A 22,383-nucleotide genomic window follows, 5' to 3' on the forward strand; every position below is an offset into this window, starting at 1 on the left:
ACTAACGATAAGATATCGATTAAACATCAACAGACAACTGACGAATCTGCGCTTTTAGTCCCGGGAGCATACTCGAACTGGCGCTGAATTTTCGCAACCCCACGCGAAGCAATGTTTCTGTGGCATTTGGATCGCCAGCCATCTCACCACACATACTAACCGGTATGCCCGCGCGATTGCCTGCTGCACACGTGAGCTCAATGGCTTTTAGTACCGATGGTTCAAAGTAGTTCACCAATTCGGCAACGGCGGCGTTGCCTCGATCAGCTGCCATAACATATTGAGTCAAATCATTGGTGCCAATAGAGAAAAAGTCGACTTCTTGGGCTAACGCATCTGCATTTAATACCGCGGCTGGTACCTCAATCATAATACCAACAGGCAAATGAGTCGCATCCAAGCCGAGTTGGGTTGCTTGATGTGCCAACAGCGCTTTTACTTTTCTCACTTCTTCAACCTGAGCCACCATCGGTATCATCAATTGAATATTCGGTTGCTCGTGAAAAGCTCTCAGAATGGCTCGAAGTTGGGCGGTAAACAATGACTCATGTTGAAGGCACAACCGCACCCCTCTCAAACCTAAAAATGGATTATCTTCCGATGGCATAGGGTAAGCGGCTAAAGGCTTATCACCGCCAACATCTAGACTACGAATCGTAAGTGGCTTATCACCAAGTGCGGCGGCAATATCACGATACACTTGGTATTGCGCTTCCTCAGTCGGCAACTCATCACTATTTTGAAATAGAAACTCAGTCCGGAATAGACCAACGCCCTCAGCTCCTGATGTTAGTGCATCATCAATATCTTTCGGTCCACCAATATTGGCGAATACTGGAATATGGACACCATCACAGGTGACTGCGGCTTGCTGAGCACTCGCTAGTGCACTTTGTCGGGAGGTTTGCCACTCAATTTGTTGCGCTTCTAATTCCTGCTGTACGGAATCCGAAGGAGAGAACCATAAATGTCCTCGGAAGCCATCAATAGTCACCACTTGACCAGCACGCACAGCATCAAGGCAGCCCTGAGTTTTAACGATGGCAGGAATCCCCATCGCACGAGCAAGAATCGCACTGTGAGAGGTTTTTCCTCCTTCACTCAAACAGATACCAAGCACTTTCGATTTATCAAGCCCGGCCACATCAGAAGGCATCAGGTCACGGGCCAACAAAATACTCGGTTCCTGAATGTCGATGGCATTAGGCGTTACGCCTGTCATTTCAACCATAACCTGGCGTGCGATATCATGCACATCAGCTTCGCGTTCCCGCATGTACTGGCTTTCAGCCTGGCGAAACTCGTCGGCTAACGTTTGCAGTGATTCTATCCAAGCTTGCTCGGCTATCATGCCCGTTTGAATTCGCGCCTCGACCGATACCCATAATTCTGGGTCACTGAGCATCATGCTATGAGCAGAAAATATTTCCCCTTTCGGCAGCTTCGCTTGCTCCTGCAGATGTTGAACAACCACGCCTATCGCACGCTTAACCCGTTCAATTTCATCTTGTTCACTTTGGAAATCACGTTCAGGCACTGCTGGCATTTCATGAGTAAAAAGGACAACTGGAGCAGTAGCGATACCGTCATTGACTCGAATACCAACAACAGCACCTTCAATCTGACTTGAGGCCATATCATCGAGCAGAGTATCCGTGCTCTCTTCAGATTCAATAATGCCTTGCTCAACCGCCTCTTTTTCTCCAAAGTGCTCACTAGCTAAGGCTTCAAATGCCTTGATTGCTTCACTGGATTGAGAGCCGAGTGCGCACAGCGTGATCGTCTCTTGGCTACGAACGCCAAGTTTCGCAATGCTGTTTAAGCTTTTCGCGTTCACACGGCGCTCGCCTTTTTTCAACCATAATTGGCAGTCAAAAGGCGCGAGTGCACCAACAATGGCCGCAGCGGGACGAGCATGTAATCCATGCGGATTTTGCACTACCCAATCAAATGTCCGCTCTTGCTCAAAGTTCTCTGATACTGGCGCTATCTCAGCGGATGTTAGTGGCTGATCACCAAGGTGCTCTCGTTTTACGCTTAACGCATTCTGTGCCTCTTCGACTACCGTCGATAAAGGTAGTCCAGCGGCAGCAGCCACCGACGCCGCCATGGTCCCTTCAACAATGGGGGCCGAGATAAGGGTGACATTTTCCCTCACATGATCATCAATCAGATCCAGAGCCATTTCCGTGCTAAGCAACGCGCTGCCAAGATCCATCAATACAACAACCCCTTGTTGATCTTGTACCTGCTCAATCGCTTCCATCACGGCAATAGCATCAGTTCCGATCGGGTTCTCTGGATCATCAATCCCAGCCGCAATCGCAAGCTTGGCTTTGCCTTGCGTCATTTGGGTGGCAAGTTCGGCCACCCCTTCTGCAAGGCGACGACTATGAGATACAACTACAATTCCCACCATCTTAATTCCCTGCTATTGCCTGCTGTAGTGCTTTAATCATTAACAAAGAAGAGGTTGCGCCGGGGTCTTGGTGACCAATACTGCGTTCACCTAAATAGCTTGCTCGCCCTTTTTTCGCCAACATTTCAATCGTGGCAACCGCATTTGTTTCTGCTAGCTCAACCATTTCATTCAGTAAATGATCGGCGCTCATGCCATTTTCTAACGACGCCTTCACGCTAACTAAAACGGGTAACCAAACATCACACATGGTTTTATCACCCAGTTCCGCTTTACCACGAGACACCACGCCATCCACACCGCTTTTTAGTGCATCAACCAACTCTTCAAACGTTAGTTGCTCTCGAGTTCCGACAGCGGCGGCCGTGCGAATAAACAGCGTGCCATACAGAGGGCCACTTGCCCCACCGACACTAGAAAGCAAGGTCATGCCCGTATTCTTGAGAATGCTGCCGATATTTTGGTCCGCAAATTGCGGCAGTTTTTCAGCAACTTTTTTAAAGCCGCGGTTCATATTGAGACCATGGTCTGCGTCACCAATATCACGATCAAGGTCGGTCAGAAAATCTTGATTCTCTTGATACGTTTTTGCACATAACTCTAACCAGTGAACGATATGTTGTTTTTCAATTTGCATGTTTGCTCCCCCTGTTACCACTTGATCGCAGCCGTATCGACAGGAGCATCAAACAGCTCCAACATCTCTTTATCTGCTTTCAGCAACGTAATTGAAACGCCTTCCATATCAAGTGACGTACAAAAATTACCGACCATATTACGCACGATACGGAACCCTGCTTGCTCGCAGTTATGAGCCAGACGGCGGTACACTCCGTAAAGCTCTGAAGTTGGCGTACCACCCATACCATTCACCATAACAATGTAGTCGTGTTCAGCGGCGAAAGGCTCAATACTGGATTCCACTTCATCCCATTCACCTTCGTCACGATTCCAAATACGCAATGTGCGCTGATAAGGTGTGTTTTCTGCGACTTCAGCAAACATTTCATCCACTAACGTATCGACATCGGTGTATTTCACTCGCTTGATACCTGGTTCGCCATGGATACCAACACCAAACTCCACTTCATCATCTTCCAGAACAAAAGATGGTTTACCTGCTGCGGGCACAACACAAGCATTAAGCGCCACGCCAAATGAACGACAGTGATTATTAACGCGACGAGCCAGCGCTTCACATTGCTCCAACGAATAACCTTTGCTCGCGGCAGCCCCAACTAACTTTTCAACCAATACCGTTCCAGCAACGCCACGGCGACCAGCGGTGTATAGGCTGTCTTTGACTGCAACATCGTCATCCACCAACACCGACCCAGCTTTGATACCATCGGTATGAAGCAGCTCCACAGCCGTTTCAAAGTTCAACACATCACCGGTGTAGTTTTTAATGATAAACAGCACGCCCTCACCGGTATTCACTTGGTTACCACATTCGTACATTTGATCTGGCGTTGGTGAAGTAAACACCTCACCAGGACAGGCGCCTGTCAGCATACCTTTACCAATAAAGCCTGCGTGCAAAGGTTCATGACCACAGCCACCACCAGAAACCAGTGCCACTTGCCCCGGCGTTTCCTCATGCCACATGTAACGAGGTTCGTAGTTGGCTTTTAGTTCAGGGCGGGACAGTGCTAGGCCTTCCATTTGCTGCAATACAACATCATCAACTTGGTTAATTAATTTTTTCATCGTTCTATCTCATTCCATTTATATTTTGATGTAGGGTATGAATTCATCTTAAACAGAGAAAAAGCGTGCTCAACAAAAATCAATCCGTTTCATATTGAAACGAAATCTTCGGCATTATTGTTTCAATATGAAACGAAAAACGACAAATTTTCCTGAATAGTGATCGTCGCCATAAAGCATGCTGATACTTATTACTTCTGACAGTCGGTTTGACACAGAGGTCATAAAAGCATGGAACAAAACCAGAGATATCCTTCACCACTTACCACACCAAACCTAATATAAACCTTATCCCTACAATGGATATTCATTGCAGTCCAAAACACACATAAAAAAGGTTAAAGGTTTGAATTATGGACAAAATTATTATCAGCCCAAGCAAATACGTCCAAGGTGAACAAGTACTTACATCTATCGCTCACTATGTGAAAACATTGGGTGAACGTCCGTTAGTCATTGCCGATGAGTTCGTGACTAACCTGGTTGGTGATGACGTCAAACAAAGTTTTGCTGACGAAAAGCTTCCACTCACTATGAACATTTTTGGTGGCGAATGTTCGCGCGTTGAGATTGAACGCATCACGGACATTTGTGCCACTCAAAAACACGATGTCATTGTCGGTATTGGTGGTGGTAAAACGTTAGATACAGCAAAGGCTGTTGCGTTTTACACCAAAATTCCTGTCGTGGTGGTTCCTACGATTGCCTCGACGGATGCGCCAACCTCAGCACTTGCGGTGATTTACACACCTGAAGGTGAATTTGCGGAATACTTGATGATCCCTAAAAACCCAGACATGGTCATCATGGATACGTCTGTCATCGCCAAAGCCCCAGTTCGCTTACTTGTATCGGGGATGGGCGACGCGCTTTCCACCTACTTTGAAGCTCGTGCCAACATGACTTCTGGTAAGGCAACAATGGCTGGTGGGTTAGCGACGCGTTCAGCACAAGCGCTTGCGAAACTTTGCTATGAAACCTTGCTTGAAGATGGTGTAAAAGCAAAAGCTGCGGTAGAAAATGGTGTGAGCACCAAAGCGGTAGAAAATATTATTGAAGCCAATACATACCTAAGCGGTATCGGTTTTGAAAGCAGTGGTCTAGCGGGTGCTCACGCTATTCATAACGGCCTAACTAAGCTTGAAGAGTGTCATCATCTCTATCATGGTGAGAAAGTCGCGTTCGGCACACTTGTTCAATTGGTGCTAGAAAACGCAGCGATGGAAGAGATTAATACGGTTCTCGCCTTCTGCCGATCGGTAGGTCTACCAACCAACTTATTTGATATGGGCGTTAAAGAGCTTAATCACGATAAGTTGCGCGAGGTCGCCGAAGCTTCAACGGCCGAGGGAGAAACAATCCACAATATGCCATTCCCAGTGACGGCAGAAAATGTCTACTCTGCAATTCTAACCGCTCACCAGTTGGGTCAATAACTCACAAACCTTAAAATGGGTTTAAATAAAAAAGCGGCACATACTCTCGCATGTGCCGCTCAGGATTTTTGCTGTTAAGCGTAATTACTCAACCGTTACCGCTTTCGCTAGGTTACGTGGTTGGTCTACGTCCGTACCTTTGATCAGCGCTACGTAGTATGACAGCAACTGCATTGGGATGGTGTAGTAGATCGCCGCCGTGATTTCACTAACGTGAGGCATCGTGATGATCTTCATTGTTTCATCGCCTTCGAAGCCTGCGTCTGCATCTGCGAATACGTATAGAAGGCCGCCACGTGCACGTACTTCTTCAACGTTTGATTTTAGCTTTTCAAGTAGGTCGTTACTTGGTGCAACCACAACAACAGGCATGTCAGCGTCAATCAGAGCTAGAGGACCATGTTTCAGTTCACCCGCCGCGTAAGCTTCTGCGTGGATGTAAGAGATCTCTTTCAATTTTAGAGACGCTTCCATCGCGATTGGATAGAATTCACCACGACCTAGGAACAGTGTGTGGTGCTTGTCTGCGAAATCCGTCGCTAGTGCTTCAATGTCTTTCTCGAAAGAAAGTGCCGCGTTGATTTGCTTAGGAAGTGCGTGTAGCGCTTCAACAATCTCTTTTTCTTTCTCTTTGCTGACGCGGCCTTGCTCTTTACCTAGTGCCGTTACCAGCATCAATAGTGCAGAAAGCTGAGTCGTGAACGCTTTGGTTGAAGCGACACCGATTTCTACACCAGCGCGAGTCATGAAAGCAAAATCTGATTCACGAACCAAAGAAGAACCTGCTACGTTACAAATGGTCATCGCCGCCATGTAACCTTTTTCTTTCGCAAGACGAAGTGCTGCTAGCGTATCGGCGGTTTCACCAGACTGAGACAACGTGATCAATAGGCTGTTTGGACGAGTCACAAACTTGCGGTAACGGAATTCAGAGGCGATTTCTACGTCACAGCTCACGCCAGCAATATCTTCAAACCAGTAACGCGCTGTCATACCTGCGTTGTAAGACGTACCACACGCAACGATTTGTACGTGCTCTACTTTACTTAGAATGTCTGCCGCATGCACACCGATCGCATCAGTTACAACAGAGTCTGCCGTGATACGGCCTTCCATTGTGTTGATCAACGCTTTAGGTTGCTCATAGATTTCTTTTTGCATGAAGTGGCGGTATTGGCCTTTATCGCCAGCATCATGTTCTGCGTTGGATTCTACGATTTCACGCTCAACCAGCTCGCCCGTTGCGTCAAAGACAGTAACTTCACGGCGAGTGATTTCTGCCACATCACCTTCTTCTAGGTACATGAAACGGCGCGTTACATTCAGTAACGCAAGTTGGTCAGAAGCCAGGAAGTTTTCACCCACACCAAAACCAATTACGATCGGGCTGCCTGAACGTGCAACTACGATGCGTGAAGGATCTTTGCGATCCAACGCTACCGTGCCGTATGCGCCTTCAAGTTGTTTTGCTGTTTTTTGTACTGCTTCTAGTAGCGTTTCTGAAGTGCGAAGTTCCCACTCAACCATGTGTGCGATAACTTCTGTATCCGTTTGAGATTCAAACACGTAACCACGAGATTGAAGCAATTCACGAAGCTCTTCGTGGTTTTCGATAATACCGTTATGTACAACAGCAATATCGCCAGACATATGTGGGTGTGCATTAACTTCAGATGGTTCACCGTGCGTCGCCCAGCGAGTGTGTGCAATACCCGTTCCGCCGATCACTTTTGCTTCTTCTACTGCATCAGCCAGTTCTTGCACTTTACCCAAGCGACGAACGCGCGTTAGGTTTGACTCGCCATCAACAACAGCAACGCCAGCAGAGTCGTAACCGCGGTACTCTAAGCGGCGTAGACCTTCAACCAAAATTTCTGCAACATCTCGTTGTGCTACTGCACCTACGATTCCACACATGTGTTTATCTCCGTTTGTAGTTTTGTTCTTCCCTAGCCATGTTTCAGATAGAGGCAGCAAGCAAAGGCCTGTATTCAGAGGGAAGTGAAATATGAAACTGATTACATTATTAGATTAGGCGCAAATAACTTTCACGCCATGTTGTTCAATCTGTATTTTGTGTTCTTGCTGAATATCAGCATCCGTCACTAGCACATCAATTTGATGCCAAGCGAGCTCTAAATTCGGGATCTTACGGCCGATTTTTTCCGATTCGATCATGACGATCACTTCGCGCGACACTTCCGCCATTACCTTACTCAAACCAACCAATTCATTAAATGTTGTGGTGCCGCGTTCGAGATCGATGCCATCCGCACCGATAAATAGCTGGTCAAAGTCGTAAGCTCGTAACACAGATTCGGCTACTTTGCCTTGAAAAGATTCTGAGTGCGTATCCCAAGTCCCGCCAGTCATCAGCAGTGTTGGTTCGCTCTCTAATTCATTAAGGGCGTTAGCAACATGCAACGAGTTGGTCATGACAACTAAGCCACGTTTGTCATTCAACTGTTGAATCAACGCAGCCGTCGTACTGCCACTGTCGATCACGATGCGATTATGGTCTCGAATCAGTGATGCCGCTGCTTTTGCCAAGTTTAGCTTTCGAGTCGAAACATTAGCGCTCAATTCTTCGTGAATGACTTCTGTTGGGATAGCAATCGCACCGCCGTAGCGGCGTAGAAGTTGGCCATTTTTCTCTAAAGAAGCTAAATCCTTTCTAATCGTGACCTCTGAGGTTTCGAATTTCTGAGCGAGTTCGTCAACGCTGACTTCTCCTAGCTCAGAAACCAAGTTAGAAATGGCGTGTCTTCTTAGTTGAGTGTTTCGTTTCGACATTTACGTTTTGAATCTAAGTTTCGATGTGAAACTTATTATAGTCAAACCGAAACTTTTAAGTCCATTTATTTCGATCCAAAAAATTAATATTTCTCGATAAAACCTTGTCCTAAGACAATTCTTAAACAGTGATATTGGATTCATTCAGTGGTAGAATTCGCCACCGAAAAGAAAAAAAATTACAGAATTGAAGGCTATTTTTTTGCAACTTTCTGCATATAAAGTGGGATTAGTCACAAAAAGGTAACCAAAATCGCCGATCTTTTAGTCATAAAATGACTAAACTTGGTGAAAGACTTTCAGAATCTGAAGTACTGATAATGAGGCGAAAAATCGGTGGGTGACAGGCACTAAATGTCATCAATAACGCCCTAACTTCAGAGTAAACAACCGACTTTCAAATTGTAACTATACTTACCGGAGAGTATCTTCCATGAAAAAGACCAAAATCGTATGTACGATTGGCCCTAAAACTGAATCTGTAGAGAAGCTAACTGAGCTAGTAAACGCAGGCATGAACGTAATGCGTCTTAACTTCTCTCACGGTGACTACGAAGAACACGGCACTCGTATCGCGAACTTCCGTAAAGTAATGGAAGCTACTGGCAAACCACTAGCAATTCTTCTAGATACTAAAGGTCCAGAAATCCGCACTATTAAGCTAGAAGGCGGTAACGACGTTGATCTAGTAGCTGGTCAAGAATTCACTTTCACAACTGACACTTCAGTTGTAGGTAACAAAGATAAAGTTGCAGTAACTTACGCAGGTTTCGCAGCAGACCTAAACGTAGGTAACACTATCCTAGTCGACGACGGTCTAATCGAGATGGAAGTTATCTCTAAGACTGAAACAGAAGTTAAATGTAAAGTACTTAACAACGGTGCACTAGGCGAGAACAAAGGTGTGAACCTTCCTGGCGTTTCTGTAAACCTACCTGCTCTATCTGAAAAAGATAAAAACGACCTTAAATTCGGTTGTGAGCAAGGCGTTGACTTCGTAGCTGCTTCTTTCATCCGTAAAGCTTCTGACGTTCAAGAAATCCGTGAAGTACTTGCTGCAAACGGCGGCGAGAACATCCACATCATCTCTAAGATCGAAAACCAAGAAGGTGTTGATAACTTCGACGAGATCCTAGAGCTTTCTGACGGCATCATGGTTGCTCGTGGTGACCTAGGTGTTGAAATCCCAGCTGAAGAAGTAATCTTCGCTCAGAAAATGATGATCGAGAAGTGTAACCGTGCACGTAAGATGGTTATCACTGCAACTCAAATGCTTGATTCTATGATCAACAACCCACGTCCTACTCGTGCGGAAGCAGGCGACGTTGCTAACGCGGTAATGGACGGTACTGACGCAGTAATGCTTTCTGGTGAAACAGCGAAAGGTAAGTACCCTGTTGAAGCGGTAACTATCATGGCTCAAATCGCGAACCGTACTGATTCAGCGCTAAAAGCTGAACTAGGTTCTCGTCTAGACAGCCCACGTCTACGCATCACTGAAGCTGTATGTAAAGGCGCAGTAGACACAGCTGAGAAACTGGCTGCTCCACTTATCGTTGTTGCAACTGAAGGTGGTAAATCTGCACGTTCAGTACGTAAATACTTCCCAACTGCAAACATCCTAGCACTAACAACAAACAAGAAAACAGCAGCACAACTTGTTCTAACTAAAGGTGTGACGCCAGTTGTTGTTGATTCTATCGAAAGCACTGACGCATTCTACGTAGCAGGTAAAGAGCTTGCTCTAGAATCTGGTCTGGGTAACAAAGGCGACATCGTAGTGATGGTTTCTGGTGCTCTAGTCGCTTCAGGCACTACAAACACAGCTTCTGTACACGTACTATAAGACTGAACTTTTCATACTTCAGTTGATTGATAAAGAGGGCTTATGCCCTCTTTTTTTATATGGCTTTCTTGCTCTAATAATAGCCTAACTGTATCATTCACCATGCGCAGAATTGCGTACTGTTTAATTTTGTCGTCACGATTAAAATTTCTATGAGGTGTATGTGTCCAGTCCCACTCTTACCGACAAAGTATCAAAAATGATCCGTCAGGATATTCTCGATGGCGTGCTTAAACCGGGTCAAAAACTCGTGGTTGTGGAACTCAAAGAGAAGTACAACGTAGGAGCGTCACCCATTCGCGAAGCTTTGGTGCAGTTATCGTGGAGCAAATACGTCAAACTCGAGCCGCAAAAAGGCTGCTGGGTTGCACCTGTATGTAAAGATGAGTTGAATGACTTGTACGAGAGCCTACAAATGGTCTCTGCATGCCTACTAAATAAAGCAATTGTGATTGGCGATGAAGATTGGGAACTGGACGTCCTAACCGCTTATCACAAGTTATCCCGCTCTAAATCTGGCGAAAGCTTTTGCTGGAAGGAATGGGAAGAACGCCATAATCAGTTTCTTACTGCGCTGTTTGAAGGCGCTGGCTCTGCCAATATGTTTGGTTTTTTCCGCGATCTACTCACGCAAATTAAGCGTTACCAATATTTTGCTATGCAAATGTTAGGTACTGGAAACCCAGGGCACTGTAATATCGATGAACAAGAAATGCTGATGAAGACGTCGTTAGATAAAAAGAGCCAGGATGCTTTAGTTTATCTAGAGCGTTATTTGAGACAGTCAATGCAGTGTATCGAAGCGGCCATCGACAACCAATATCGCATACTGGCTAGCGAATAACGCTGAGGCTAAAATAAGCATAAAAATCGGGATCTATCCCCGATTTTTTGTTTTTGAAAAAGAGCTAAGCAATATCATCGAAACTATGACATAGCGATACGTAGTTACGCCCTGCACTTTTGGATTCATACAAGGCAATATCAGCACATTTATAAGTGCGCGTGCGATCGGAGGTTAAATCACTATACCCGGCGCTAACGGTAATAGCTCTATCACTGCGCAGTTGAACCGCCACACGTAACCGGTTCAATACAACTTCTGCTTCTTCGAGTGTAGTGTGCGGCATGATCACCGCAAACTCCTCACCACCGACGCGAGACACAAAGTCAGTACTGCGCACCTCTTTAAGAAGAGTCTCAGCGACACTGCAAATCACTTTGTCCCCTTCATCGTGCCCAAGTTCATCGTTAATACGCTTAAAGTGGTCAATATCAAACAACGCCAAACATGCAGGGGGACTGTCAGGATAACGCTCAATAATCCCGGCATATTGCGCTAATTGCTCTTCAAATTTTCGACGGTTCCACAAGCCTGTCAAACCATCTTTTTCACTGAGGTTGCGTAGCTTTTCTTCCAGCTCTTTTTGCTCGGAAATATCCACCAGCGACGTGATGTAATAGCTTACTTTACCTGACTTGGTTAAGTTTGCCTGAATGCGCATAATGGCGGTAAATACGTGATTAAACTTGGTTCGACAACGAACCTCACCTTCCCAAACGTGCTCGTTCGCAAGCTTATTCCAAATATTGAGGGTCGACTCGAGATCTTCCGGTAAGAAAATTAGATTATGCGCATTCCAGCCTTGAGTATGCTTGGTGGAATAGCCCATCATGTTTTCAAATTCTTGGTTCACCATAATGATTCGGTGCGACGCATCTGAGATCATCACCGCAGTCATGCCATCAAGTGCAGCCCGAGCTAACTTCGACTCCATACTATGACGTCGATAGTGCAGGGCCAACGCGGTCGTTGGTAAAGTAAAACCAAACACCAAACTTAATACAAAAAACGCTTCTTGGATTAAGTCATCAATATCCCGCTGAGATCGAGATAGTAACTGCTCATTCGTGAGATCAATCACTAGATGAAGTGGTTCACTAGAAACAAATTGGATCGTGCTATACGCAATCAAATTCGAGCCGTTGTACTCATAGCCCGAAACTTCTGAGATCATCGTGCGCCAAATGTTGGGGTACATCCGGCCAAAATTAAATTGAGAACGAGCTGGAATAATGTTGCCGTACAAGCGTGATGACTTAGGACTCGCGATATAAAAGCCATCACTTTTAATTAACTCAATATGAAAATCCCGCACCGGTGAGTAGTTGAGTCGAGAAGATAAATACTCAATATCAACATTAAGAACAAGATACCCTTCGCGTTTCCCATTGAGAGAAATCGGCATCAGAATACGCAATGAAGGGCTATAAGGGTAAACAAGCTCACCATTTTCCCGCTCCAGTTCAATCCCCCACGACGCAATTTCATCATTACCTAAACCTTGCGCGTAATGAAAATAATCCCGCTCTGACTTGTCATGTAATTTAAGGGCGGGTGCAGCGATACCCGTTTTGAAATCGTAATTAATCCGTGCTTTTTCCTGACCGGTAACATCAAGAAAACGAATTTGTTTATATAGCTTTTGGTTGATCGCAACCGAGATCCACATATCTTCTAAGATAGAAAGGTTGACCCGGTTTGGCTGACGTAGATAGTCGTAAAGACTTTGGCTGTGACCGAGAAGATCGCTGATCGTCTCAATTTGATCCTGAATATTGTTGTATTCGCGACCAGTATAAGCCAGTTGGTGTAATGCTTCTTGAGCGGTATTCTCAACGTTACTCTCTAATAACGTCAGATATTTCTGATAATAGTAAACTGCAGTGAGCGCACTAAAAAATAGTGCTGTCGCCAACAATGTGCCGACTCGCTTAGGTATTTTCACGCGTCTACTGCCTATAATGCTTACTAAAACGACAATTATATCATTAATTGTTATTTTCTAAACAAAAAGCCACTTAGATTAAGTGGCTTTTCTATATGCAGTTAGATGATTAAGGTTTGAGTGCGCGCTCACCTCGGGCAATGCCCACTACCCCACTACGAGCAACTTCGACGACTTCAGTTACTTCAGATATCGCTTGAATGAAGGCATCCAACTTTTCACTCGTGCCCGCAAGTTGTACCGTGTATTGAGCAGCAGTGACATCCACGATCTGGCCACGGAAGATGTCTGCCGTCCGTTTCACTTCTGCCCGCGCAAAACCGCTGGCTTTCACTTTCACCATCATCAGTTCACGTTCGATGTGCTCATACTCGGTGACTTCTTGTACTTTCAGCACATCGATCAATTTGTGTAACTGCTTCTGAATTTGCTCCAACTGCATCTCATCAGACGTCGTGGTAATGTTCATTCGCGACAGCGTTTCATCATCTGTCGGTGATACCGTCAAAGATTCAATGTTGTAACCACGTTGAGAGAATAAGCCAACAACACGAGACAACGCACCCGGTTGGTTTTCCAATAGCAATGAAATAATGTGTCTCATATTAAGTTCTCTCCGTTTTGCTTAGCCACATTTTATCCATACCCTCACCTTTGATTTGCATCGGGTATACGTGTTCGGTTTCGTCTACGTTGATGTCCACAAACACCAGACGATCTTTCATATCCAACGCTTTTTGTAGCCCTTCTTCGAGCTGATCAGGCGTTTCGATACGAATACCGACGTGACCATAAGCTTCTGCAATCGCTGCAAAATCAGGAACAGAACTCATGTAAGAATTAGAGTGACGACCTTGATAAATAATGTCTTGCCACTGCTTTACCATGCCTAGGAATCGGTTGTTCAGGTTGATGATCTTCACTGGAATATCGTATTGCATGGCTGTCGAAAGCTCTTGGATATTCATTTGAATACTGCCATCGCCCGTAACAACCACGACTTCTTCTTGTGGCATGGCAAACTTAACACCCATACCAGCCGGAAGGCCAAATCCCATAGTGCCCAATCCACCCGAGTTGATCCAACGGCGTGGTTTGTTAAATGGGTAGTAAAGTGCTGCAAACATCTGGTGCTGACCCACATCAGAAGCAACATACGCATCACCATTGGTCAGCTTGTGCAAGGTTTCAATCACTTGCTGTGGTTTAATTCGCTCTGGTGACTTCTCATAAGCCAAACAGTTGCGGTCACGCCACACTTGAATGTCATCCCACCATGCGGTGATGGCATCTTCATCGTTCCCACCTTCTTGCTCTGCCAGCAGGCCAAGCATGGTTGTAAGCACTTTTTCCGCAGAACCTACGATAGGTAAATCCACCTTCACGTTTTTCGAGATCGATGATGGATCGATATCAATATGCATGACTTTTGCGTTTGGGCAGTATTTTTCAAGGTTGTTCGTCGTGCGATCATCAAAACGCACACCGATACCAAAAATGAGATCCGCTTCATGCATCGCCATATTGGCTTCGTAAGTACCATGCATACCCAGCATGCCCAGTGAGTTTTTATGTGTTCCAGGGAATGCGCCTAGTCCCATCAACGTACTGACTACTGGAAGGTTCAGCTTGTCGGAGAGCTCTAAAATATGTTCATGAGCGCCAGAAATCACAGCACCACCACCGATATAAAGCACTGGTTTTTTCGCCTCTAACAGCGATTTAAGGGCTTTTTTAATCTGGCCTTTATGACCCGACGTCGTCGGCTTGTAAGAACGCATTGAAAGCGTTTCTGGGTATTGGTAAGGCAGTTTGATTTGCGGATTCATTACATCTTTCGGCAAGTCAATCACTACTGGACCAGGTCGACCTGTGGTCGCGATATAAAACGCTTTCTTGATCGTTTCAGGAATATCTTCCGCTTTTTTCACTAAAAAGCTGTGTTTGACCACTGGGCGAGAGACACCAACGATGTCACATTCTTGGAAAGCATCATTACCAATTAGGCTATTAGGTACGTTACCCGAAATAACGATCATTGGGATGGAGTCCATATAAGCCGTGGCAATACCAGTAATGGTATTGGTCGCGCCCGGACCTGAACATACCAGTACGACACCCGGTTTACCGGTAGCGCGAGCGTAACCATCTGCCATATGAGTGGCGGCTTGCTCATGCCTTACAAGTACGTGTTTGATTTGATCGGTTTTGGCATGCAGTGCATCGTAGATATCCAAAACGGAGCCACCTGGGTAGCCAAAGATCTGCTCTACGTGCTCTTCTATCAGAGATTGAACCACCATCTCTGCGCCTGACAACATTGCTGTCATAATTGCTCTCCTTAGCCAGTTTCCTCACCGTAAGGTCAACGGATTGGTCTGGTTTTACATAGTCTAGGTCTTATTCGTAGCCTAATCGAAATACTTCCACGTTTTCGGCTATGTCTTGCGTTCGTCATAACATCCCGCAAGGTTACCCAACAAATGTAACGTTTTATTATCAACGGGTCTAATGAGAGATTGGTCTACTTTTTAAACAAGATGCTAGTAATTAGAATGTTAGTAGGAATAGCAGCCACACATACCTTATTTCACAGTACAACCTAAAAATTTAACGTTCAAAAAAAGAACATTATTTCAGAACCTTTTAAGTATAGGGTGCTAAATAGCTGTATTTGGTGAGCAAAATAGAAAGAATCAACACAAACAAAAATCCCCAGCAATGCGCAATAACATCACTGGGGATTTTTTCATCAATATAAAATCTAAGTCAGCTTAAGTTACTTTTTCTCTGACTTTTCCTTATACATTTCTTCAATTTCATCTTGGTATTTGTCATTGATGACTTTACGACGCAGTTTTTGAGTTGGCGTTAACTCACCATCATCCATAGAGAAAGCTCTTGGTAACAGTTTAAACTTCTTCACCTGTTCAAACTTTGCCAACTCTTTTTGGAGATCGTTAACACGCTTCTCAAGCATTTCGACCACTTGGTGATGCTTAATCAATTCAACGCGATCGTGATACTTGATATTCAGCTCTTTCGCATACTCTTCAAGAGAATCAAAACACGGCACAATCAGCGCCGAGACAAACTTACGCGTATCCGCGATAACCGCGATTTGCTCGATGAAGTGGTCTTTACCAATCGCACCTTCAATCATTTGCGGAGCGATGTATTTACCGCCAGAGGTTTTCATCAGTTCTTTGATACGATCAGTGATGAACAGGTTGCCATTTTCATCAATGTAACCCGCATCGCCAGTTTTTAGGAAACCGTGCTCATCAAAGGTCTTTTCGGTCTCTTCTGGCATTTTGTAATAGCCACGCATCACCATTGGACCACGCACCAGAATCTCGTTGTTCTCACCGATCTTCACTTGCGCGCCAGGCATAGACATACCAATAGAGTCTGGGTTAAAGCACTTATCATCCCAACACGATACTGTCGCCGTGGTTTCAGTCATGCCGTAACCTAACTTCACATTGATACCAATCGCGTGGAAGAATCGACCTATGGTTTCATCTAACTTTGCACCGCCACACGGCATAAAGTTGATTTGTCCGCCAAGTAACGCACGCAGCTTGCTCAGAACCAATTTATCCGCCAAGGCATATGACTTGCGCAGCATGAGCGATGGCTGACGTTTTTCTTGATGACAAGCGGCCATTTTTGCGCCCATGTTCACAGCCCAAGTAAACATGATCTTGCGATGAATTGGCGCGCGAGACACTTTCTCGTGAATCGCAGAGAAGATCTTCTCATAGAAACGCGGCACGGCACACATCACGGTAGGTTGCACTTGGCTCAGTGCATCACGCACCTGCATGGTGTCTTGCAAATAGCAGTTGGTCGCCCCTTTGTACAATACATAAAAGGTCCAAGCGCGTTCAAATACGTGTGACAGCGGAAGGAAACACAGTGACACATCACTTTGAGAAAGGCTCAAACGTTGATCGTGCCCTTCCAATTGCGCCGCAATGTTTGCGTAGTCCAACATGACACCCTTTGGCTGGCCTGTTGTGCCCGAGGTGTAGATCAGTGTGAGTAGATCATCTTCCTTTGCTTGCTCTAAACGTGCGTCTAATTCAACTTGGTATGTGGCATCGCCTTTGGCGATAAATGCTTGCCAAGAGATAACGAAATCATGCTCGCCAAGTTCGATATCATCAGACATGGCAACAATGAGCTCTAACTGCTCGCACTGGTCGAAAATGCTCACTGCTGCGTCAAATTGTGGCTGCTCACCAACAAACAGCACTTTGACGTCTGCGTTGTCAATGATGTACGCCGACTGAGCGGCGGTATTGGTTGGGTAAATAGGTACTGTTACGCCGCGTAGTTGTAGCGCTGCAATATCAGCAATCGTCCATTGCGGCATGTTGTTCGAGAAAATGCCGATTTTATCTTGGACTCCTAATCCCTGAGCCAAAAGTGCAAGTGATAAAGCATCAACTTGCTGACCAAATTGCGTCCACGTAATACCTTGCCATTCCTCACCCACTTTATGCTTGAGTGCAACGCGTGTACCACCGTTCGCAATTTGTTCACGAATACGTTTAACGATATGAAAATCTAACTTGGCCATTCTTTTACTTACCTTTTGGCTTACAGGCGTAAGCTAATTGAGCGAACAAGTGTACTCACGGCTTGCTAAAACGCAACTGACCAGTATCAAACTTATCACTAATAAGAGACAACTATCACTTATACGTCGCGAACATACCCAAAACTGCTGAATGATTACTCTATTTAACTTACTGTTTCGATTGTTGATTGCTAAAACAAAAAGCCCCGAGAGACAAAAAATCTCTCGGGGACCAATGAATTGTAAAAATTGATGATTACCAATATGGTCTTAACCGATAAGACCAAACGTCATCTTATTTTTCGGCAACCACTTCACCACAAGTGCTCATCAGTTGATCGCGTAGCCAAATGTGGCCTTTATCTTTTTCACTTGATTCATGCCAGCTTAAGAAGCCGCTGATTTCCTTGTTTGCAAATGGGAAGTCTAGAATTTGCAGCTGATCGCTGTTTACCGCATTTTCTGCCATCCAACGTGGCGCGATAGTCACAAGCTCAGATTGGCCTACCACATATAGTAGGTTGCTTAGACTAGAGCCTTCGTACGCGGCTTGGCAATCCAGTTCACGATATGCTTGTTCTGAGAAACTACGTTGACCGTGCACTTTCGATAACTTCGCATGTTTTTCGTTAAGCAGTTGCTCGGCCGTTACACCACCTTGAATGCGTGGGTGTGTTTTTGACGCGATAACTACTAATTCATCTTTGAAGATTTCAGTACTTGAGAAACCTTGCTCATCAAAGCGAGCATAATCGATCACGAAATCAATTTCTTGATAGCGCATACGCTCAGACAACAGACGGTCAAATTCTGCATCTAGGTGAAGCTGAACGTTTGGTGCTTGTTGATTCACTTTTGCCATGATCTTCGGAGCAAAACGCATGTCACAAGGGCTGCAAATCGCCAGCTTAAATAAGCGAGTCGAAGATTCTGGTTGGAATACGGAGCTAGGAAGTTCATTACGAATCAGCTGTAATGCTTGGCGAATTGGGCCAAACAACTGACGAGCGCGTTGCGTTGGCTGAATACCACGGCCCTGACGCATAAACAGCTCGTCGTTAAACATCACTTTTAGACGTGCCACGGCATTACTTACTGCCGGCTGAGACATGCCTAAGTTATGTGCTGCACGAGTAATATTTTGCTCTTGCATCACAGCATCAAATACAGTCAGTAGGTTTAAATCTACACCACGCAAAGTGCTTTCCATACGGTAGCTAGCAATTGCGCTCATCGCATCTTTCTTCTCTAACATTGAGTGCGCCTCTTTTGTAATCGTCAACTTTGTTCATTAAATTCATAACGAATAGAATCCCATCTCGCACAAAAGACGGCGGCTGGATTCGAATCATTTTACGAATAGATAACCTAACTTTTTATTATATTTGCCGTCCGGATACTTCCGGCTCGAACTGTACTATCAACTAATCGATTGCGGTTTCGCAACTAGATTGATATTTAATCAGTAAATTTTAGCTGATTAGGTATTTATCCTTTAAATAACAATTACTTAATAAAAACATAAAAAACTATAAAACACGTAAAAGCGCATTCTTTGAGGAAGTATTTAGCAAATTGATGAGACGGATGGTCACCACACGCATGCATTTACCTCAGCTATTAGTTGAGAGCAAACCAACAGATGACGACTATATCTCTGCATGAAATTTGCACTTATCAGTCAAATTATCAGCAAATACACATTGAATAGAAATGAAAGAGAGGGAATAAAAATGCAGCCTTCTAGATTGAAAGGCTGCAACAAAATCGTGTCAAAAATAGGAAGGAACAATGTACTTAGAACAACGTACTTAAATGTTCGACACGTAACTTGGGAAATCAACTTGCTCCCACAACTGTTTGGATAACTCCGCTTGTGAATCCCACGCGCCTTGCAATACCCAATGGACAATGGCCTGAGCAACGTCTGGATATTTCACACTTTCGGCTTGCTGCTCCTTTAGCCACTGACGTACTGCAGAAATATCTAAGCTCTCCATCGACATCGCAAGTCCTAAGTCTTCTAAGGTCGCGACATTGCTTTGTTGCTCAAACTGACCTGCGAGTGGCTTAAGCAATAATTTTTTCCCTAGAGACAGAGCTTCCGAAGGGAGCTCAAATCCACCATTGGCAATGACACCACTACAGCGATGCAAATGATGCTGAAAGTTGCTGTGGCATAAAGGGCGTAATTCTATGTTTTCCACTTGCTCACATTCGATCACATCGGGGTGATAACAGATGAACGCTTGCTGGTTAAAATGGAACAGTAAATCCGAGATGTCTTCAATGGATTCGAACGGTAGATACACCAAAACAAAATCATCATTTTCTGCTTGGCTATCGACGGTATGTACAATTGGCGGCAACAAAGGTTGATCAAAATGATGCCAATGCAAACCAAGGTGGTGTTGAGAAGGCGCAAAGTATTCAATGACGGATTTGTCTAACCAACTCGCTCCCTTTAACGGCACTGGATAACGGAAAGCATTTTGATGACTGATACCAATCGACGGCTTATTTTGTTGTTTTGCCGCCCATGCCGTAACAGGCTCGAAATCATTGAGCACGAGATCATAGGACGACAAATCAAGCTGTTTAACTTCTTTGCAAAATTGCACTAAATTGTTACTCAATGCTGTTTTCGCATAGTTCACTGAACCTTTTTCAGTGATAAAGGTGAAGCCTCGGCGAGTCTGATAATCGCCAAACGCTTCCATTGAAAAGTACTTTTCAGGCGCTCGTCCAGAAAACAAAAAATCGACCTCAACATCGTGCTCTTTAAACGCATGACTCATCGCCCTCGCACGCGCAATATGTCCGTTTCCTGTACCTTGAACACCGTATAAGATTTTCATCAATTAGCCTCCCAACATCGCAATCGCTAACCCACCACAAAGGCTACCTAGCAGTGCACCAATGATGACATCGGTAAAAAAGTGCACCCCCAATAAGATTCGCGCAGTTCCGATTAAACTTGCCCAAAAGAATGCAGCAATACCTAAACTCGGATAGAAGTGCTCAATCAACGTCGCCATCACGAACGCTGCGGCGGTATGTCCTGAAGGAAGGCTATAGCGATCTGATGGGGTAATAAAAGCAGGAAGGAGTGCACTGAGTTCTTCAGGGCGACGACGCTTAAAACTGTTTTTCAGCGTCCAATAAATTGGCAACTCGATTGCAAAAGCAAGTAAACCCGCCAGTAAAAACCAGACTCCTTGCTCCTTATCTAAATACCAAGCTAATAAACCCAACACCAAGTAAAGATGTCCGTCACCACTGTGGGAGACTCCTTTACTGATGTTGGCAACTTGCTGATTAAAACGGTGCTTAAGACAAACACTAGAGAGCGCTAAATCAAACTTAGCAATGGTTGCAATTGGCTGTGTAATTGTCTCTATGGTTCGCATGTGGCCTTTCCTTACTTTGACAACGCCGTTGTGTGAAAAGTAGGAGGTTTAGGTGACAACTGCATGACGGGAGTTTGGACAATTAATGACAAATGCCAAATTAGAGTGTGCCCAATAATCTATCTATTGAGCACAATCGCAGGAGAGAACGATTAAGAAGGGTTTGCTTGCTGCGGTTGAGGCGTATCGATGTACCAGACTTTTCTCTTCTTACGACAGGCGCGCAAAGAGCCCATCGTCATGTCGCCATCTTTTGTCAGCTCGTAGCTAAGGGAGCGGCAAGTGTAATTTCCTGACAGTTCATGCTCTATACCCGTTTGCTCAGTTGTGCTCGAAGCAGACTCTAAAAGAGGATTAGGCTGTGTCGATAGAATGTCACGATTTACCACATTGCTGCGCGCATAATCCTTATGGACGTAACCTTTTATCACGCCTTTCTGTTCAACGAGAAACCAAGGTTGATCCACCACTTTTGCCAACACATTAAAAACTTCCCCTTTCGATAACACGCCAAGCTTTTCTCCTTCTAGGCTCGGCTTGGATCGCAGGTTTAATGTGGTCTTAGAGCGATAGGAGACATCCATAAACTCAACGGGGTTTGAGGTATCCACACCATCAGCTGTTGGTCGGAAGACTTCCGCTTGTTGTTTCTCACTAGGTTGCACTCGGATCTTCCACCATGAATAGGTTTCCGGATCTTTGCCTTTAAATTTATCTCGACTGTCCGACTCAAGAGCAACGAGCATTTGATTCAAAAACGATTCACGTCCCTCGTAGCTCAAGAATCGATCCATTTGATCATTAATCACCATGACACTCTGAGAGTGATCATTAATAGCAACAGGGGAAATCTCTGCCATATAGGTTTGAGCTTGAAACAGCTGACAACCCGATAAGCTGACCAGAGTAAATACTGCGGCTGAACGTCCAAATTGTTTTGCTAACCTCATTATTCCTTAACCCTTCTTTTTACCTAGTGCAACTGCACTACTATAAATGGTCATTCAAAACTTTTGCCAAACAATTCGGGCCTTTGTGTGACAAGTCGCAATCCCAATGTTTGTTTTGGTAATGAAACGTCGCAAACTTGATGAGAACTTGCCTCTTCTAGCACGTTTCTATCGCACCATGCTGTTTCACTTAGCGCATCATTTTTCTCGAGCAAATGAAAAGACTCATCCGATATGAATAAAAAATCGACTTTAGGGTTGACGCGCTCCATGGAGTGCGGTACTAATTTGTTAACTTAATTATGTGGAAAGCTTAACAACTATGTCAGCTCATTTTTCTATTCTGCTTAGCCTCCTCCTGATCGTGACCAGTTCGCGCGGGTAGGCTGTGGAAGAAAAATAACCACACCAATTTCTAAGAACCCGCATGAGAATGCGGGTT

16 protein-coding genes are annotated in these 22,383 nt (G+C 44.9%); 3 read left to right on the plus strand and 13 right to left on the minus strand.

Translation table 11 applies throughout. The annotated features are described in order from the left end of the window. Positions 1–19: 19 nt before the first annotated feature. From ptsP to dhaK, 3 genes are read right to left on the minus strand one after another with little or no spacing between them, the layout of a single operon-like run. Positions 20–2,419 carry a phosphoenolpyruvate--protein phosphotransferase gene (ptsP, locus tag FKN16_RS07315; RefSeq protein ID WP_170902390.1) on the minus strand — a complete coding sequence of 800 codons (2,400 nt, stop codon included), beginning with the start codon at positions 2,417–2,419 and terminating at the stop codon, positions 20–22. Between the two features lies 1 nt (position 2,420). Beyond that, on the minus strand, positions 2,421–3,056 hold the full coding sequence (dhaL, locus tag FKN16_RS07320) for a dihydroxyacetone kinase subunit DhaL (RefSeq protein ID WP_005379705.1): 636 nt from the start codon (positions 3,054–3,056) through the stop codon (positions 2,421–2,423). Positions 3,057–3,070: 14 nt separating this feature from the next. Next, complete coding sequence (dhaK, locus tag FKN16_RS07325) at positions 3,071–4,129, minus strand: dihydroxyacetone kinase subunit DhaK (RefSeq protein WP_170902391.1); 1,059 nt, start codon at positions 4,127–4,129, stop codon at positions 3,071–3,073. Positions 4,130–4,482: 353 nt separating this feature from the next. Between dhaK and FKN16_RS07330 the strand changes: the two genes are divergently transcribed. Next, on the plus strand, positions 4,483–5,565 hold the full coding sequence (locus tag FKN16_RS07330) for a glycerol dehydrogenase (RefSeq protein ID WP_006742744.1): 1,083 nt from the start codon (positions 4,483–4,485) through the stop codon (positions 5,563–5,565). 84 nt (positions 5,566–5,649) lie between these two features. Here the strand turns inward: FKN16_RS07330 and glmS are convergent, their stop codons facing one another. Together glmS and FKN16_RS07340 are read right to left on the minus strand one after the other, a co-directional pair. Beyond that, positions 5,650–7,482, minus strand: a complete 1,833-nt coding sequence (gene glmS, locus FKN16_RS07335) for a glutamine--fructose-6-phosphate transaminase (isomerizing) (protein WP_005392238.1) — start codon at positions 7,480–7,482, stop codon at positions 5,650–5,652. A gap of 114 nt (positions 7,483–7,596) precedes the next feature. After that, the gene (locus tag FKN16_RS07340) at positions 7,597–8,358 is read right to left on the minus strand and encodes a DeoR family transcriptional regulator (protein WP_005392240.1); all 762 of its coding nucleotides are present in this window, start codon (positions 8,356–8,358) and stop codon (positions 7,597–7,599) included. Positions 8,359–8,791: 433 nt separating this feature from the next. Here FKN16_RS07340 and pykF point away from each other — a divergent pair, with 433 nt between their 5' ends. Next, on the plus strand, positions 8,792–10,204 hold the full coding sequence (pykF, locus tag FKN16_RS07345; protein ID WP_005392243.1) for a pyruvate kinase PykF: 1,413 nt from the start codon (positions 8,792–8,794) through the stop codon (positions 10,202–10,204). Between the two features lie 157 nt (positions 10,205–10,361). Further along, on the plus strand, positions 10,362–11,048 hold the full coding sequence (locus FKN16_RS07350; RefSeq protein WP_170902392.1) for a GntR family transcriptional regulator: 687 nt from the start codon (positions 10,362–10,364) through the stop codon (positions 11,046–11,048). 64 nt (positions 11,049–11,112) lie between these two features. Here FKN16_RS07350 and FKN16_RS07355 read toward each other — a convergent pair whose 3' ends face one another. The 8 genes from FKN16_RS07355 to FKN16_RS07390 form a co-directional block, all read right to left on the minus strand. Then, positions 11,113–12,993, minus strand: coding sequence for a diguanylate cyclase (locus FKN16_RS07355; RefSeq protein WP_170902393.1), 1,881 nt, complete (start codon positions 12,991–12,993; stop codon positions 11,113–11,115). A gap of 109 nt (positions 12,994–13,102) precedes the next feature. Continuing rightward, positions 13,103–13,597, minus strand: a complete 495-nt coding sequence (gene ilvN, locus FKN16_RS07360) for an acetolactate synthase small subunit (RefSeq protein WP_005392253.1) — start codon at positions 13,595–13,597, stop codon at positions 13,103–13,105. A gap of 1 nt (position 13,598) precedes the next feature. Then, entirely contained in the window at positions 13,599–15,323 is a 1,725-nt protein-coding gene (locus FKN16_RS07365; protein WP_005392255.1) for an acetolactate synthase 3 large subunit, read from the minus strand. 449 nt (positions 15,324–15,772) lie between these two features. Further along, the gene (locus FKN16_RS07370; RefSeq protein WP_170902394.1) at positions 15,773–17,581 is read right to left on the minus strand and encodes a long-chain fatty acid--CoA ligase; all 1,809 of its coding nucleotides are present in this window, start codon (positions 17,579–17,581) and stop codon (positions 15,773–15,775) included. Positions 17,582–17,876: 295 nt separating this feature from the next. Next, complete coding sequence (gene calR / locus FKN16_RS07375; RefSeq protein WP_170902395.1) at positions 17,877–18,836, minus strand: LysR family transcriptional regulator CalR; 960 nt, start codon at positions 18,834–18,836, stop codon at positions 17,877–17,879. A 556-nt stretch (positions 18,837–19,392) separates the two neighbouring features. Continuing rightward, positions 19,393–20,439 carry an MJ1255/VC2487 family glycosyltransferase gene (locus FKN16_RS07380; RefSeq protein ID WP_005392259.1) on the minus strand — a complete coding sequence of 349 codons (1,047 nt, stop codon included), beginning with the start codon at positions 20,437–20,439 and terminating at the stop codon, positions 19,393–19,395. Positions 20,440–20,442: 3 nt separating this feature from the next. Continuing rightward, entirely contained in the window at positions 20,443–20,991 is a 549-nt protein-coding gene (locus FKN16_RS07385; RefSeq protein WP_005392260.1) for a phosphatase PAP2 family protein, read from the minus strand. Positions 20,992–21,143: 152 nt separating this feature from the next. After that, positions 21,144–21,941, minus strand: coding sequence for an SH3 domain-containing protein (locus tag FKN16_RS07390; protein ID WP_104974536.1), 798 nt, complete (start codon positions 21,939–21,941; stop codon positions 21,144–21,146). Positions 21,942–22,383: the final 442 nt, after the last annotated feature.

It is taken from the genome of Vibrio sp. 11-4(1), from assembly GCF_013048625.1.
Classification (GTDB): Bacteria; Pseudomonadota; Gammaproteobacteria; order Enterobacterales; family Vibrionaceae; genus Vibrio; species Vibrio diabolicus.